15 protein-coding genes are annotated in these 15,235 nt (G+C 71.6%); 1 reads left to right on the top strand and 14 read right to left on the bottom strand.

Annotation, left to right across the window (positions count from 1 at the left end; genetic code table 11):
* Nucleotides 1-18 precede the first annotated feature (18 nt).
* Together K7C98_RS11955 and K7C98_RS11950 are read right to left on the bottom strand one after the other, a co-directional pair.
* A complete protein-coding gene (locus tag K7C98_RS11955; RefSeq protein WP_224191742.1) occupies nucleotides 19-855 on the bottom strand; it encodes an SDR family oxidoreductase in 837 nt (278 codons plus the stop codon).
* Nucleotides 852-998 (bottom strand): hypothetical protein, encoded by a 147-nt coding sequence (locus tag K7C98_RS11950; protein ID WP_224191741.1) that lies wholly within the window; start codon nucleotides 996-998, stop codon nucleotides 852-854. Before K7C98_RS11950 ends, K7C98_RS11955 begins: the two co-directional genes overlap by 4 nt.
* An 85-nt stretch (nucleotides 999-1,083) precedes the next feature.
* Here K7C98_RS11950 and K7C98_RS11945 point away from each other — a divergent pair, with 85 nt between their 5' ends.
* Entirely contained in the window at nucleotides 1,084-1,746 is a 663-nt protein-coding gene (locus tag K7C98_RS11945) for a TetR/AcrR family transcriptional regulator (RefSeq protein ID WP_224191740.1), read from the top strand.
* 7 nt (nucleotides 1,747-1,753) lie between these two features.
* Here K7C98_RS11945 and K7C98_RS11940 read toward each other — a convergent pair whose 3' ends face one another.
* The 12 genes from K7C98_RS11940 to K7C98_RS11885 all read right to left on the bottom strand — a co-directional run bounded on the left by K7C98_RS11940 (nucleotide 1,754) and on the right by K7C98_RS11885 (nucleotide 14,929).
* Nucleotides 1,754-2,287 carry a carboxymuconolactone decarboxylase family protein gene (locus tag K7C98_RS11940; RefSeq protein WP_224191739.1) on the bottom strand — a complete coding sequence of 178 codons (534 nt, stop codon included), beginning with the start codon at nucleotides 2,285-2,287 and terminating at the stop codon, nucleotides 1,754-1,756.
* Nucleotides 2,288-2,625: 338 nt separating this feature from the next.
* Nucleotides 2,626-4,182, bottom strand: coding sequence for a R3H domain-containing nucleic acid-binding protein (locus K7C98_RS11935; RefSeq protein WP_224191738.1), 1,557 nt, complete (start codon nucleotides 4,180-4,182; stop codon nucleotides 2,626-2,628).
* Between the two features lie 164 nt (nucleotides 4,183-4,346).
* Nucleotides 4,347-4,691, bottom strand: a complete 345-nt coding sequence (locus tag K7C98_RS11930; RefSeq protein ID WP_224191737.1) for a hypothetical protein — start codon at nucleotides 4,689-4,691, stop codon at nucleotides 4,347-4,349.
* An 82-nt stretch (nucleotides 4,692-4,773) separates the two neighbouring features.
* Nucleotides 4,774-6,048 (bottom strand): hypothetical protein, encoded by a 1,275-nt coding sequence (locus K7C98_RS11925; protein ID WP_224191736.1) that lies wholly within the window; start codon nucleotides 6,046-6,048, stop codon nucleotides 4,774-4,776.
* Between the two features lie 491 nt (nucleotides 6,049-6,539).
* The gene (locus K7C98_RS11920) at nucleotides 6,540-7,667 is read right to left on the bottom strand and encodes an acyl-CoA dehydrogenase family protein (RefSeq protein ID WP_224191735.1); all 1,128 of its coding nucleotides are present in this window, start codon (nucleotides 7,665-7,667) and stop codon (nucleotides 6,540-6,542) included.
* A gap of 475 nt (nucleotides 7,668-8,142) precedes the next feature.
* A complete protein-coding gene (locus K7C98_RS11915) occupies nucleotides 8,143-8,853 on the bottom strand; it encodes a hypothetical protein (RefSeq protein WP_224191734.1) in 711 nt (236 codons plus the stop codon).
* 30 nt (nucleotides 8,854-8,883) lie between these two features.
* The gene (locus tag K7C98_RS11910; protein ID WP_224191733.1) at nucleotides 8,884-9,333 is read right to left on the bottom strand and encodes a hypothetical protein; all 450 of its coding nucleotides are present in this window, start codon (nucleotides 9,331-9,333) and stop codon (nucleotides 8,884-8,886) included.
* A 67-nt stretch (nucleotides 9,334-9,400) separates the two neighbouring features.
* Nucleotides 9,401-10,732 (bottom strand): collagen-like protein, encoded by a 1,332-nt coding sequence (locus K7C98_RS43510; protein ID WP_263429432.1) that lies wholly within the window; start codon nucleotides 10,730-10,732, stop codon nucleotides 9,401-9,403.
* Nucleotides 10,729-11,256 (bottom strand): hypothetical protein, encoded by a 528-nt coding sequence (locus K7C98_RS11900; protein WP_224191732.1) that lies wholly within the window; start codon nucleotides 11,254-11,256, stop codon nucleotides 10,729-10,731. Before K7C98_RS11900 ends, K7C98_RS43510 begins: the two co-directional genes overlap by 4 nt.
* Before the next feature lie 465 nt (nucleotides 11,257-11,721).
* Nucleotides 11,722-12,402, bottom strand: a complete 681-nt coding sequence (locus K7C98_RS11895; protein WP_224191731.1) for a hypothetical protein — start codon at nucleotides 12,400-12,402, stop codon at nucleotides 11,722-11,724.
* Between the two features lie 281 nt (nucleotides 12,403-12,683).
* Nucleotides 12,684-14,363 (bottom strand): collagen-like protein, encoded by a 1,680-nt coding sequence (locus K7C98_RS11890; protein WP_224191730.1) that lies wholly within the window; start codon nucleotides 14,361-14,363, stop codon nucleotides 12,684-12,686.
* 20 nt (nucleotides 14,364-14,383) lie between these two features.
* The gene (locus K7C98_RS11885; protein ID WP_224191729.1) at nucleotides 14,384-14,929 is read right to left on the bottom strand and encodes a hypothetical protein; all 546 of its coding nucleotides are present in this window, start codon (nucleotides 14,927-14,929) and stop codon (nucleotides 14,384-14,386) included.
* Between the last annotated feature and the right edge of the window lie 306 nt (nucleotides 14,930-15,235).

Below are 15,235 nucleotides of genomic sequence, written 5' to 3'. Positions count from 1 at the left end.
TCCGCGACCCTCGCCGCCTCACATCGACCGGAGGCGGTGGAGGCGGTCGTTGAGGCGACGCATGAGCCACTCGTAGGGGAGCGCGAATTTCTGCTGGAACCAGTGGCCGACGCGGATATCGAGCGAGGTGAAGACCATGTATTGGTCGCGCTCGACCCCGCGGAGGATCGCCTCGGCGACCGCCGCGGGCGTCACCGCGTGGCGACGGAAGCGGCGCCGCAGCTCGACCATGTCGGGCCGGGAGGTGTCGACGCCGAAGATCTGCACGCTGTCGACGAGCGGCGTATCGACGGCGCCGGGACAGACGAGACTGACGCCGATGCCATGGCGTCGCAGGTCGAAGCGCAGGACCTCGGACAGGCCGCGTAGCCCGAATTTGCTGGCGCTGTAGGCCGCGTGCCACGGCAGACCGAACAAGGCCGCGGCCGAGGCGACGTTGACGAGGTGGCCGCCGCGACCGGCGGCGATCATCGGCGGGATGAAGCACTGGATCACGTGGATCGGCCCCATCAGGTTGACGTCGACGACGCGCTGCCAGTGCGCAGGCTCGAGCTCCTCGACGAGGCCCCACACCGAGATGCCGGCGATGTTCATCACGACGTCGAGGCTGCGGTGCGCGGCGTGGACGGCGTCGGCGAAGCGGCGCACGGCCGCGAGGTCGGCGATGTCGAACGCCGCGTGTGCGCTCACCCGTCCGCCTGCGCGCTGGACCTCGCCGACGACCGCCGCCAGCTTTGCGCCGTCGATGTCGGTCAGGAACAGGTCGGCGCCCCGCGCGGCCGCGGCGAGGGCAGTCGCGCGGCCGATGCCGCTGGCGGCTCCGGTGATCAGGCACTTCTTGCCGCGGACCTTCATGGGCGCACGCCGGACCAGTCTCCGCCGGACGAGCCCGACGCACCGGCCGTGTCGACGCCCGGCGGGCCGCAGGCGAGCCGCGTGAACGAGGCGGGGGCCGTCAGCGCGAGGCCGCGCGGGATCGGCGAGGTGGCGAGCTGCACGGGGAGAGGACAGTAAACATCGTGTATACCATGAGTCAAGTCCTCGGCAGCGGACGATCGGAGGGTTACGCTGCGGCCCCACGACATGCCGCCCCGCGTTCACGAGTCGAAGTCCACCCGGGCGCCGGGCATGCAGCTCGGCGAGGACCAGGCGCGTCTGATGATCCTCGCCGGGGCCGCGCTGACGTTCGCGGAGCGCGGGCTGCGAGCGACCTCGGTCGAGCACCTGCTGGTCGCAGCGGGCGTGTCGCGGCGGACGTTCTATCGCCTGTACGGGAGCAAGGAGGACGTCGCGGCTGCGCTGTACGAGTTCGGGACGGAGCAGCTGGTGGCGGCCTGTCGCCAGGCGGTCCGGGAGGAGCCCGCCCCGCTGCGTCAGCTCGAGCGCTGCGTCGACGCGCACCTCGACAACGCGCGTGAGTTCGGGCGCCTGATCTTCGTCCTCGGCGGCGAGGCGCAGCGACACGAGTCGCCCCTGCACGCGCGGAGGATGGAGACCCACGCGGCGCTCGTCGAGCTACTGATCGGCGCGGGCGACGGCCGGCGCGAGCAGGTCGATCCGCTGCTCGTCCGCGGGCTCTTGCTCGCGCTCGAGGGCGTGGTGCGGCTCGTGCTCGAGGAGGGCGACGAGGGGCGCCGGGTGAGCGACGCGAGCCTCGCCCGGGCACGGCGTGTGATGCTGCGGATCGCCACGGCGACGCTCGCCGGCGCGGGCCCGGGCGTGTCGCCGCTGCCGTCGGCCGAATAAAGGCCGCTCAGAAGTCGCGGTCGATCCGGAGGGTGGCGATCGTGGTGGCGAGCAGCTCGTAGTGGCCGACCAGCATGCACAGCTCGATCCGCTGCGGCTCGCTGTAGTGGGACGAGAGCGCCGCCCACTCGGGGTCGCCGATGTTCTTCGTCGTGACGAGGGCGTCGACGGCGGCGAGGAGGGCGCGGTGGCGGTCGCTCCAGCCCGGGTCCGTCGGGCCGGCGAGGAGCCGCTCGACCTGCTCGGGGCCGACGCCGACGCGGCGACCGAGCCGCAGGTGATGATCGAACTCGTAGGCGCACTGTCGCAGGTGGGCGACCCGCAAGATCACGAGCTCGGCCTCGTGACGCGACAGCGTGCCGCCGGGCATCAAGCGCCCGGCAAAGCGCAGCCAGGCGCGGAAGAGCCCGCGCTGGCGCCCGAGGGTGCTAAAGAGGCGAGCGTCGCGGACGCCGGCCGCCCGCGAGAGTACGCGGCACAGCAGCCAGTTGACGAGACCGAGCTCCTCGAGGCCGCCGGGTTCGATGCGAGGGGCCGTCATGCCGGCTCACCGGTGAACGCGTCGCGCCGGCGACATCCGTGCTCCATCGGCGAGACGACCTCGTGTGGCTCGAGCATGAACGCCAAGCTATCGCCACCGACGACGAACCGCAACGCCGGCGTATCCGCGCATCGGTCGACGCAGCCTCGGCAGGCCGCACGCATGTTGCCGATGAAGGACAGATCGAATCACATGAAGCCGGGGCAGGTGCCGCGGCGTCATGATCCCCACGAGCACGGCCGCGAGGGCGACAGGGAGCCGGCCGGGCGCTGCCGATAGCGCTCCGTGAACTGCTGCACGTTTCGGGCGCGACAGACCGGACGGTTCCAGGGCGAGGGTCAGGGCGCGACCGCCTCGTCTTCGTCGAAATCGTCGCCCTCGGCGGGGCGAACGACCAGGTGGCGGAAGGGTTCGTTGCCCTCGGAGTAGACCTCGATGAGGTGGTGCCGGGCCGCGAATCGGTGCTGCACCTTGCGCAGTGGCGGCGGCTGAGCCCGCAGCGCCACGGTGATGTTCTCGCGCACGGCTCGCTCGATCGCCTGCTCGAGCTCGACGATGGCCTCGCGGACGAGCTCGTCATCGATGCCCGGCACGGTCGGGAAGGCGGCCTGCAGCGCGCGTCGCAGCTCCGAACCGCTGTTGCGCTTGACCGTGTGCACCGGCCGACCGTCCTCCGCCAGCCGGCGGATCTTCTGGTCGTCCGCCCGGGCGCGCAGCGCGAAGATCATGTCCGCGTGCTCGGGGTTGTTCACGATCCGCGCGTCCGCGGCGACGTCTCGCAGCGCGCGGACCAGGAGGTCGCGGCTGATCGCGTGCAGGTAGATCCGCACCGGGCCCTCCCACGTGGCCGGGTGCCCCACGCGAGCGCGGGTGGCGGGCGCGGCAGGGGCCTCGGGCGCGGCCGCGGGGACGGCGGACGCGAGCGCGCGGCCCGGTTGCCGGCGCTCGCCCCTCACGGCCTCGCCGGCGAGCAACCGGTCGACCGCGGCGCCCGCGTCGTGGTGGACCACGATCTCGTCGCGCCCGACCATCTCGATCACGACGTCGAAGGTGGGAGCGCCTCGGCGCTCGGTCACCGTCTTTGCGGAGCGTCGCCGCCGCGCCTCCTCGTCTCCGAGCGTGACGGTGTGCACGCCGCCGACCAGGTCCGAGAGGGTCGGGTTCAAAATCAGGTTCTCGAGCGTGTTGCCGTGCGCCGTACCGATGAGCTGCACCCCGCGCTCGGCGATGGTGCGCGCGGCGGCGGCCTCGGCCGCGGTGCCGATCTCGTCGACGATGATCACCTCGGGCATGTGGTTCTCGACCGCTTCGATCATCACTGCGTGCTGGCGGTCGGGCCGCGGCACCTGCATCCGCCGCGCGGCACCGATGCCGGAGTGCGGCACGTCGCCGTCGCCGCCGATCTCGTTGGAGGTGTCGACCACGACGACGCGCCGGCCCAGGTCGTCGGCCAGCACGCGCGCGATCTCCCGCAGCTTGGTCGTCTTGCCGACGCCCGGCCGGCCCAGCAGCAGCACGTTCTGCCCGGTCTCGACCAGGTCCCGCAGCAGCTCGATCGCGCCGACCACCGCGCGCCCGACGCGGAGGGTCAGCCCCACGACGTCGCCGCGCCGGTTCCGGATGACCGAGATCCGGTGCAGCGTGCCCTCGATGCCGGTGCGGTTGTCCTCGCCCACGGGGCTCAACCCCCTGAGCACAGCGTCGATATCCGCGCGGCTGACCGGCGTGCCAGCGAGGCGTTCGGCACGGCCCTCGAGCCGGGCCTCGGGCGTGCGACCGAGGTCCATCACCACCTCGAGCAACTGCGCCGGCGGGAGCGCGTGCACGGCGCTCTGCAGCTCGGCGGGCAGGACCCCGATGAGGAGCCCGAGTTCGTGGTCCGTTGTGCTGGTCACGGGCGACACATAATGCTCGCCGGCCGGTTCCGCCATGGATCCAGGAAAGGTTGGGCGCGTGCGCCCGCGCGGGAGGGAGCTCGTGGCTGGACACGCCGCGGCCCGCCGCGCTCCAGCCGGCGGCGGAGCCGCCGCAGGCAGCCAAACGGCAGGACGCGACCTAGCTAGGACCCATCACCCGGCTCCGCCTCGCCGCCCCAGGGCGTATTCGAGCCGGTCCAGCGGACCACGTGGGCCAGGTCGACCGCCTGGGCCCGGCGCACACGCCCGATCATCGCGTCCTCTTCCTCTCTGAAGAGATGAAACTCTCCGTTGAACGGCCGCCTCCTGTTGCGAAGCAATCGCTTTGCCTCCTCCACCAGCCGATCGCGGCTCGACGAGAACTGCGGAAATGCGCGCAAAATCTCGGAGATGTTCTCGTCGACGCCCCATGTATGGTTCCACGAGTAATACAAATCGAGGGTGGCCGGAAACAGCAGATCGGCAGCCTCGGGCGGTATCTCCGACATGATTCATCCCCGGCCACAACTGCGAATGTGAGGGGACCGAGTGCGAGCCGAGGTGCGAGCCCGATACACGTCGCGCAGTGTCTCACGGGATCTTGCTGGTGTCGAACACCAGCAGACGCAGGCCCAGGCCGCTGCTGGAGGCCTGACGGGACCCGAACATCACCGCGACTCGTTGGCCGAACGCCGCGATCGCCATCTCGCGCCCGCCGAAGGTGCCGACGAATCCGACATCCTCGAATTCGTACGCGAGGGTCCGCCCCAACGAGCCGTCCGCGCCCAGCTCGGCGAGGTGGAGCGTGCCCGAGGCGCTCGCGCTGCTGGTGCCCACGCATCGCCACCCGGAGGCGCGCGGCTCGGGGGTGTAGGTCACGTCGATCGCGGCCCGGGTCACGAACCACGCGCCCCACAGCTGCCCCCCGCTGATGCGCGCGAGCTGGTACGCGCCGTCCTCGATGCCCTCCAGCTCGGCGTGGCAGGGCGGGCACGTCGGGTCAGCGGCGTTGTATACAGCGGGACAGCCGCCGCTGATCGGCGCGGTGCCGGGGATCGCCGTCTCTGTCCAATTATCGCCGTCGACGACCGACAGCAGCTTGTGGGCGCCCTGCGCTCGCCGCAGCGTGGCGATCGGAGCGTCGCCGCCGGACGCGGGCCGGGGCGGATTGGCCACCCGGCCCAGCTCACCGCTCTCGCCGACCGGCATGCTGTCGAAATGCGCGAAGTTCAGGAGGACCTGCGGGCCGCCGTCCCAGTCGCCGGTGTGGATCAGCGAGAAGGCCCGGTCCCACGCGTCCTTGCCGACGTATTCCCCGATCGTATTGGGATCCCAGGATCCCAGCGACGTCCAGGACCACACGTCGCCGGCCTTGCTGGCAAATCGAAGCTGCCCGGACTCGTCGCCGGTCCGGAACGACGCGTAGAGGTTGCCGGCGCTGTCGGGCCGGACGCGGAAGCCCTCGCTGCCGACGAAGTTGACCGGCAGATCCGGGACCGCGACCTCCTCCCAGCCGCTCGCCGTCGACCGCAGGTACCCCGGGCTGTCGAGATAGCGATACACGGTCCCGTCGGCCTCCTGGCCGGCGAAACCGAGGCCCGGCGCGGGCTGGGTCCACGAGAACCCCGCTTGCTGGCTCCGGAACGAGCGCCAGCCGCCCTCGGGACCGACATAGAAGTTGCCCCAGACGCCCTGATCATCGATCGCTAGCTCGACCTGTTCGGCGATCGCGTCGTCCGGACAGGTGACCTCGATGTCGACGGCGACCGCGCAGCCCTCCCCCTCGCAGGCCTGGCCGAGCGCACCTTCCTTGGCTGTACACGAATGATAGGGGTCGCAGCCGCTCCCGAGGACGGTGGCAACCACGACGAGCAGCGCGGGCTCGAATGAGATTCGGCGTAGCGTTTCACGATCTCCGCGTCTCACGGTCTCTTCTTGTCCCTTCCTCCCGTAGCGGGACCCAAAAGTTGTTCATTGCCTGGCCCGCGCAAGCAATCTGCCGCACACCGATCTTGCGCCCCAGCGTTCGAGGGCTCCGGCTCCTCACCGACAGCGGCGTCGTTGCCGAGACGTCGAGCTCGACGCGCAGCTCAAGACCCGACTCCGATCGCCGTCAGCCGCCGCTCTCGCCCGCCTACCGCTCGAGGGACGCCGCCACGTGCGCGTAGGCGCGCTCGATATCCCTCCATCGATTGACCCGCACCTGCGCCGTCGCGACGTGTCGGCCTCGTCAAGGGGCCCGAGCGGAGGCCTGCCGCGGCCGAGCGCGAAGCTCCATCGATTTGTGAATTCGCTCCCCCGCTCGGAACACCGTCTTGATGCACAGGGGACCCAGGAAGCCGGGAACGGGGTTCGCTTCAAAGCATCGGCATGCCGCATGCGTGCTTGCCGATGAAGTCGTACAGCAAGTCGGTGGTCGGGGACATCACCGTCGCGGCGTGGGCGTCGCGGAAGTGGCGCTCGATGCCGACGTCCTTGCGATAGGCCGCGCCGCCGCAGATCCGCATGGCGAGATCGGTGACCTCGGTGGCGACCTCGGCGGCGGCGGCCTTGACCTCGAGCACGCGCAACTGGGCGTCGGGGTGGTTGGTCTCGAGGGCGGCGAGGGTGTCGGCGAGCAGGGCGCGGGCCATGTCGCGCTTGACGATGCAACGAGCGACGAAGGCGCGGATCGTCGGCAGGTCGGCGAGGGTCTGATCGATGTGCGAGAAGCGGGCGCGCGTGGTGTGGGCGATGGCGCCGGCCACGGCGGCGCCGGCGATGCCGATGTAGCAGGCGGCGGAGAGGACCTGAAAGTGGGGGAGGATGGTGGCCATCATGATGTCGAGCCCGCCGCCGTCGGGGCCGAGCATGGCCGACTCGTCGACGAGGACGTTCTCGGCGCGGATCGGCGCCGACGAATTGCCGCGCAGCCCGAGGCCGTCGAACGGGCGCGGAATGGTGAGACCCGGCGCGGTGGCGGGGACCAGCCACAATGTGCTGAGCTCCTGGACGGCCAGCGGCTGGCTCGACCACACGTAGCTGTCGGCCTGGCCCGCGGAGGTCGACCAGCTCTTGTCGGCGTCGAGGCGGATCTTGCCGCCGACGGCCCGCGCGGTGCCCTGCGGGGCCCAAAAGTGACTGCGCGAGCCGGCCTCCGAGAAGGCGAGGGTGGTGATGTGATCGCCGGCGGCGATGGCGGCGCGGACGGCCCGCGGCCCGTGGCGCTCGATCACCACGGCGCCACAATAATGCATACACAAGACCATGGCCGTCGAACCACAGGCGCCGGCCATCAGCTCGACGACCTCCGCGGCGGCGCGCAAACCGAGGCCGGCGCCCCCGACCTCCTCGGCGCTCAGGAGCCCGAGCAGCCCGGCGGCGCCCAGCGCCCGCATGCCGGCCCGCGGAAACACGCCGCGATCGACGTCGCAGGCGTGCGGAACGATGACTTCCTCGCGGATCCGCCGCGCGCGCTGAAGATGAGGACCAGGGTCGTTGTGCATGCCGGCCATCGTCTTGCGCCAGGGCCGAACCGGCAAGCACGCGCGGCCGAGGTTGCTCGAGGTGAGCGCGCCCCAATCGGCGGTGATTATCAACGTAAACCGGAGGGCGCGCGGCGACAGCGAGGCTCACGCGGCGCAGTCGCTGCGCGTGAGTCGGCGACCTGGATATCGGCCTTCCCCGGGCGGAAAGCCCCGCAGCGGCGCCCGGCTCGGGCGGCTACGCGATATCGCCGGGGTGAGATCGAGCTCGGGGCAGGAACTTGCGAATGAGCAGCGCCTCGGAACTGCGCGCCGCTCCGAGCTGTACGCGATATCGCCGGAGGTGAGATCGAGCTCGGTGGAACCTGCGAATGAGCAGCTCCTGGGAACTGCGCGTCGCTCCGAGCGGTACCGGACATCGTCGGGGCGAGCGATCGATGTCGCAGCGACCTGCGAATGGAGCGATCCTCGGCTCGGTGTCTTCGCCGGAGTCCGATCAGCGAGACCCGGTACTCGGCGTCGGCATCAACGCCGCGCGAGTGGGTGGCGCTGGCGGCGGCCCCGATCCGGCGAAGGCGATGGGGACGGCGACGGTGACGGGGACGCCAGGGGGCTCGGGGAGGGTGGGGGGCTTTTGCGCGATCTGTCCTGTCAGACAGGTGCCAACGCCGGGCATGCCCGCGACGTCGGAGGTTCCGAGGGCGACGAGCGTGCCGTCGGCGGCGTAGGTGGCCTCGACGGTGAAGGTGGCCGCGGCGTCCGAACCCTGCGGCCAGCACGACTTGCGCAAGGCGTCGCGACGGCGGTCGAGGTCGGCGCGCAGGGCGGCGACGACCTTGGGTTGAGCGGCCACGCTGGCCTCGCTCTCGGCGTTCAGGCCCGGGCTGGCGGCGACCGGCGGCGCGGGCGGGCCAGGCGGCGCATCTGGACGGGCGGGCCGCTCCACTCGCTGGCTCAATTGGAACGGATTGCCGATCCGGCGCGTGTCGCGGGACCGCTCGCTGGGCGGGTCGGCCGGGAGATTGGCGGGGTCGTGGTCCGCGGCGCGGACGCCGAGCGCCCCGGGATCGCGGGAGTCGGACGGGCCCGAGGCGGAAGGAGACGGCTCGGCCGATGGCGCGGGCGCGTGGCGGCTCCACAACACGAGCGCGGTCGCGGTGCCGGCGAGCAGGGCGCCACCCGTCAGGTAGAAGCTACGCGAGGCCATGAAGATCCTCCGGACATGTCTTGAAGGCCATCAGGGGAATGACAGGGGGATCGTCGCAGTCACGACCTGGCCGGGCCGCGGGATCCGCAGGGGCGGCAGCTTGGCCAGCATGCACGCCGTGATCTCCGGGGGATACTTGCGGCCCTTCTCGACCAGGCCTCGCGTGACCTGGAAGCCCCCGGCGTCGAAGGTGAAGTTGAACTCGAATTCGAGCGCCGGCGGCGGCTGCTGCCCTGCGACTCCAGGCAGGTAGCAGTCCTGGCGCAGCGTGGCGCGGTGATACGCGAGGGCGTTGGCGACGTGCCGGCGCGAGGTCTCGAGGTCGACGACCACGGCGACGGGGGCCGCCTCTGCGGGCGGAGGCGCGGGCGCGCTCGTCGGAGTCGGCTCCGGCGCGCTCGCCGTCAGGCCCCGGAGCCCGAAGAACAGGCCGAGGGCGATCATGGCTCCTGCCAGGAGGATGGCCGTCGAGGTCGACAAGGAGGGTGGAGGGTGCCAAAAAGGGCGCCCCGACGCCAGCGGCGTCGGGGCTTCGGAGTGCCGGTCCTCAGTTCGTGACCATCACCCAGCCGTTGACGCGATCGTTCCAGACGATGTCCTCGGTGCCGGAGTTGCGGATACACAGTCCGACGTTCCAGCTGCCCGCGCCCGGGACGACGCTGCCGGTCCCCACATACGCGAGTCCAGCGCCGAGGAACATGTGGTTCACGGCGAGGTCACCGTTGAACGACGTGAGCGCGGCCGCGTTGACGTCCTGATAACAGAGGTCGATGTCGGCGTAGCTCGCGAACGTGTTGGTGAGGTCGAGCCCGAGCGACGCCTCGGCCGTGCCGGTGATCCGCTGTCCCGCCTGCGTGTTGACCACGGCGGTCGGGCCGACGAAGAGCCACGTGTTGCTGCCGGCCGCGTATCCTGCGGTCTGCCCGGCGAAGGTCGCGGTGGCGACGATGCCGGTGGGACCCTGCGGGCCGACCGGACCGGCAGGACCGACGGCGCCAGCCGGGCCTTCGGGGCCCTGCGGACCGACGGCGCCGGCCGGACCTTCGGGACCCTGCGGGCCGACGGCGCCGGCGGGACCGGCGGGACCCATCGGGCCCTGGAGGCCCTGGAGACCCTGCGGGCCCTGCGGTCCCGGCGGGCCGGCGGGGCCCGGCGCACCATCGGCGCCGGCGGGACCGGCGGGGCCGGGTTCACCGGGGGGGCCGGCGGGGCCGGCGGCACCATCGGCGCCGGCGGGGCCGGCGGCACCCGCGGGACCCTCGGGGCCCACGGGACCGGCGGGGCCGGCGGGACCGGCGGGGCCCTCGGGACCGGCAGGACCGACCGCGCCGGCGGGTCCTGCAGCACCCGCGGGTCCGGGCGGACCGGCGGGTCCGACGAGACCGCTCGGATCGCCGACCCACTTGCCTTCCTGGTCGATGACCGCGCCGAAGCCCTGGATGTTGACATTCGTCGGGTTGATCTCACCGCGGACGTCGCCGGCGAACATGGCATAGGGGACGCTGGCGATCGCGGCGCGGGGCGTCATCTCCGGGTCGGCGCCGACGGTGATCCCGAGCCAGCGGGTCGAGCCGTCGAACACGTTCTCGTCGAGCGCGAGCTGCTCGCCGAGGCGCACCGAGAAGAAACCCTCGTCGAAGTCGATCGAGATTGTCTCGGACCAGATCTCGTTGCCGTCGACCTCTGCGTCGTAGATCCTGAAGGTGAGATCCTGGGTGCCGGAGATGGGCTCGCCGTTGGCGTCGAACAGGCGACCCTGGTGCGTGACGAGCTCGGGGACCGCGAGCGCGCTGGCCTCGAGCGGCATCATCCACGCGGCCGCGAGGAGCGTGCCCAACCACCATTTCTTCGTGATAATTCCGGATCGTTGCATCGTCATGGAGGGTTCCCGTTGGCGCCGATGAGGCCGCCTTGCAGTCGAAAGTTGCTCGAGGTGTAGACGCCCTGGTTCTGGGTCGGCTGACCCAGGGTGAAGACCATGCGGAAGTTGGGGCTCGCGGCCACGGTCCCGCTGTTGACGGTCTGGGTGATCGACTTGCCGCTGACCGGGTCGCCGGTCGTGCTGTCGGTGTCGGTGGTGTCGGTGGTGTCCGTCGTCGACGTCGTCGACGTCGTCGTCGTCGTCGTGTCGGTCGTGGTCTCCGTCGTCGGCTCGATCGTGGTCGTCGGCGGCTCGACCGAGGTGGTCGAGTCCGTGCCCGTCGTCGTCGTCGTCGGCGGCTCCGTGGTGGTCGGCACGGTCGTCGGCGGTTCGTCCGTCGTCGACGTGCTATCCGTGGTCGTGGGCGTCGTTTCGGTGACCGTGGTGCTGTCGTCGGCACACGCCGCGCCGAGCAGCGCGACGAGCCCGAGCGCCAGCCACGGGCGCGGCGGCCCATGGGCCGATGTTCCTATCCATATCATCATTGCATCCTGGCTCCTCTATCCATTCTGCCGACGACACACTCAGGCTCGTCGGTGCGCGGAGACTATCCACAAGTCCCCGACCTGCAGAAGGGCCTGCGAGCGTGGTCAACCGGAGACTGCTCGTGAGGAGACGAACGCGTTTTGTCGACTCGCCATGTTAACAGTGTTTGTCAATGCAAATAGGGCAAGAACGACGATTGCGTCGAGGCTGCCGCTGCGACGCATCGCGCCGGCAAATGGCACCTCCCATCGGATGCTGGGCGACGCCCCGACGGGTGCACGGAAGGGCGAGCGCTCCGCACATCTCGCGTGGGGCCTCGCGGCGGCGATCTCCGTCTGGCGACGCTCGTCGATCGCGAGGGGCTCTGCGCCGCGAGGCGACACAGGACGAGGAAATCGTGTTTGGGCGACCGCGCCTCGCACGAACAGTCGCCGAATCACCGCGACAGGGATGGGCTCGCGTCAGCCTCGAGGATCGCGCGGCCGACTCTCGGGCAATTCGTCCGCCGGCGGCGGCCCGGCGCCGGCGAAGGCGATCGGGACGGCGGCCGTGACGCTGACGCCGGGGGCCTCGGGGAGCACGGGCGGCTTCTGGCCGATCTGTCCGATGATACAGCTGCCGACGCCGGGCATGCCGGGGACGTCGGAGATGCCGAGCGCGACCATGGTGCCGTCCTCGAGGAAGGTGGTCTCGACGGTGAAGGTCGCGGCGTAGTCGGAGCCCGGCGGCCAGCAGGCCTGGCGCAGGGCGTTGCGGCGGGCGTCGAGGTCGGCGCGCAGGGCGGCGACGACCTTCGGCTGCGCGGCCATGCTCGCCGCGCTGAGGGCGTTGAGGCCGGGATCGGCGACCAGCGGCGGAGCGGGCGGTTGCGGCGGCAATTCCGGGAGTACGGACGGCGGCTGCACGCGGGGTTGTCTGTCGGCGAGCCGGGGTCCGACCGTCGGCAGCTCGACGACGCCGCCCGCGGGGTCGTGGTCGGCAGCGCGAACACCGAGCGCAAGCGCGGCGTCGGCGTCGGCGTCGGCGGCGGCGGCGGCTCGCGGCGGATCGCTCGCGGCACCGTGGTCGAACACGAGCCACACGAGGAAGCCGGTGCTGCCGACCAAAAGCGCGCTCAGGAGGTAGAAGCCGCGTGACGCCATGAGTGTTCCTTGGGACAGGTCGGCATGTTCAGGGAGAGGACGAGCGCCAGGTCGCGCTCACGCGGGCCGGCGGAAAGGCGGTTGATCGAGGACGCGCCCGGGGACGGGTCGGTCGCGGGCCGATCGTATGCCGAAGCCGCGAGCTCGTCCGGCCCGCGGTCGAGAAGACGGCGGAACGGGCCGAGGCTCTCGCCCCGGCGAAGAGGGTTGCGGATGGGGGACACGTGGACTGTCGACCAGACAGGCGTCCCGCCGCCGCCGGCAGCGGGACGCCTCGGGTCTCAGTTGGTGACCTGGATCCAGCCGTTGGCCCGGCTGTTGAACGCGAGCGAGGCGTTGCCGCCGAGGCTGTTGCGGACGCACATGCCGACCTGCCAGGTGCCGGCGCCCGGGACGACGGTACCCGCTGCGGTGATGCTGCTGGGATAGTAGGTGACCTCGACCTGGACGAAGTTCGCACCCGAGAAATTCGTCAAGGCGCCGTTGCCCACGGGCCGATAACAGAGATCGGCGTAGATGTCCTGATCCCAGATCCCCGTGCCCAGGCCCGCGGTGACGGTGCCGGTGAGGCGTTGCCCCGCAGCGATGTTCACGTCCACGGTCGGACCGGCGAACTGCCAGTTGGCGTTGGCCGGGATGCTGGCGATGCCGCCGGCCAGGGACGCCGTGGCGACGATGCCGGTGGGACCTTGCGGGCCCGGGGGACCCTGCGCGCCGGCCGGCCCCTGGGGACCGGCAGGACCGACCGGGCCGGCGGGGCCCTGGGGACCGGCGGCGCCGGCAGGACCGGCGGGACCGGCAGGACCGATGGGGCCGATGGGGCCGACGGGACCGATGGGACCCTGGGCACCGGCGGGCCCAGCAGGGCCGGCGGGGCCGGCGGGACCGGCGGGACCGGCAGGACCCGCGTCGCCCTGGGGGCCCGGGGGGCCTTGTGGGCCCTCGGCGCCGGCAGGACCGGCCGGACCGGCGTCGCCTTGCGGACCGGCAGGACCGGCCGGACCGGCGTCACCTTGCGGGCCCTGGGCGCCGGCGGGGCCGGGGTCGCCTTGCGGGCCCTGGGCGCCGGCGGGGCCGGGGTCGCCCTGCGGGCCCTGCGGGCCGGCGGGGCCGACATCGCCTTGCGGGCCCTGCGGGCCGGCGGGACCGATGTCACCCTGCGGGCCCTGGGGACCGGCAGGGCCGGGGTCGCCTTGCGGGCCCTGGGCGCCCTGGGGGCCTTCGGGACCGGCAGGGCCGGCAGGACCGGCGGGGCCGGCCTGGCCGACGTCGCCGGGGGGACCTTGCGGGCCTTCGGGACCGGCGGGGCCGGCGGGACCGGCGGGACCGGCGGGGCCTTCGGGACCGGCGGCGCCTTCGGGGCCCTCGGGACCCTCGGGGCCGGCAGGACCGGCGGGGCCGGCGGGGCCTTCAGGACCGGCGGGGCCTTCCGCACCCGCGGGGCCCGCGGGACCGGCAGGTCCGGGCGGACCGGCGGGTCCGATCAATCCGGAGGGATCGCCGACCCATTGACCATTCTCGTCGATGACCTGACCGAAGCCCTGGATGTTGACATTCGTCGGGTTGATCTCGCCGCGGACGTCGCCGGCGAACATGGCATAGGGGACGCTGACGACGGCGGCCCGGGGGGTCATCTCCGGATCGGCGCCGACGGTGATGCCGAGCCAGCGAGTCGAGCCGTCGAAGACGTTCTCGTCGAGCACCAATTGTTCGCCGAGGCGGACGGAGAAGAAACCCTCGTCGAAGTCGACGGAGATGGTCTCGGACCAGATCTCGTTGCCGTCGACCTCGGCGTCGTAGATGGCGAAGGTGAGGTCCTGGGTGCCGGTGACCGGCGAGCCGTTGGCGTCGAAGAGGCGGCCCTGGTGGGTGACGAGGGCGGGCACGGCGAGAGCGCTGGCCTCGAGGGGCGTCATCCACGCGGTCGCGAGGACGACGCCGAGACAGCACTTTTTCGTCACGGATAGGAGTCGTTGGAACGTCATGGAGGATTCCCGTTGGCGCCGATGAGGCCGCCCTGGAGGCGAAAGTTGTTGGAGGTGTAGACGCCCTGGTTCTGGGTCGGCTGACCCAGCGTGAAGACCATGCGGAAGTTGGGGCTCGAGGCGATGGTCCCGCTGTTGACGGTCTGGGTGATCGACTTGCCGCTGACCGGATCGCCGGTGGTGGTGTCGGTGTCGGTGGTGTCGGTGGTGTCCGTCGTCGTGGTGGTCGTCGTGTCGGTGGTGGTCTCGGTCGTGGTCGTCGGCTCGATCGTGGTCGCCGTCGGATCGACGGCGGTGGTCGAGTCGGTGCCCGTATTCGAGGTGGTCGGCGGCTCGGTGGTGGTCGGGACGGTCGTCGTCGGCGGCTCGTCGGTCGTCGAGGTCGGCTCGTCCGTCGTCTGCGTGGTCGTCCCCTGCGCCGTGTCGGTGACGGTCGTCGTGTCGTCGGCGCACGCGGCGACGAACAGCGCGATGACGCCGAGGGTCGCCCACGGCCGCGGCGGCCCGTGGGCCGAAATTCCTATCCATGACATCCAATGCATGATCTCTCCTCTATGCAATCCCAGGCGGCGCGCAGGGGCCCGCCAGCGGAAGACAGGCTATTCACAACCACCGCACCGCTTGAAGGTCCCCGAGTGTGGTCCGACGCCTCCACACCGGGCCCCGGCGAGCGCGGATTCGCCAGAGGCGACGGGCGAGATTCGCCGCGGCGGAATCGCGCGAGGTCAGGGAAACGGCAAAAACGGCCGAACGGAGCGGCTTCGGCGGGGCGGCGCGAATTGGGCCGCGAGACGCTCGATGTGCTCGCGGTCCCGCCTCTCGGCGAGAACGCCTCACATGCGTTTGGG

This window comes from Nannocystis pusilla (genome assembly GCF_020073745.1).
Lineage (GTDB): Bacteria > Myxococcota_A > Polyangia > Nannocystales > Nannocystaceae > Nannocystis > Nannocystis radixulma.
Note: the sequence above shows the minus strand (reverse complement) of the source record. Positions and strands in the feature narration are given on the sequence as shown.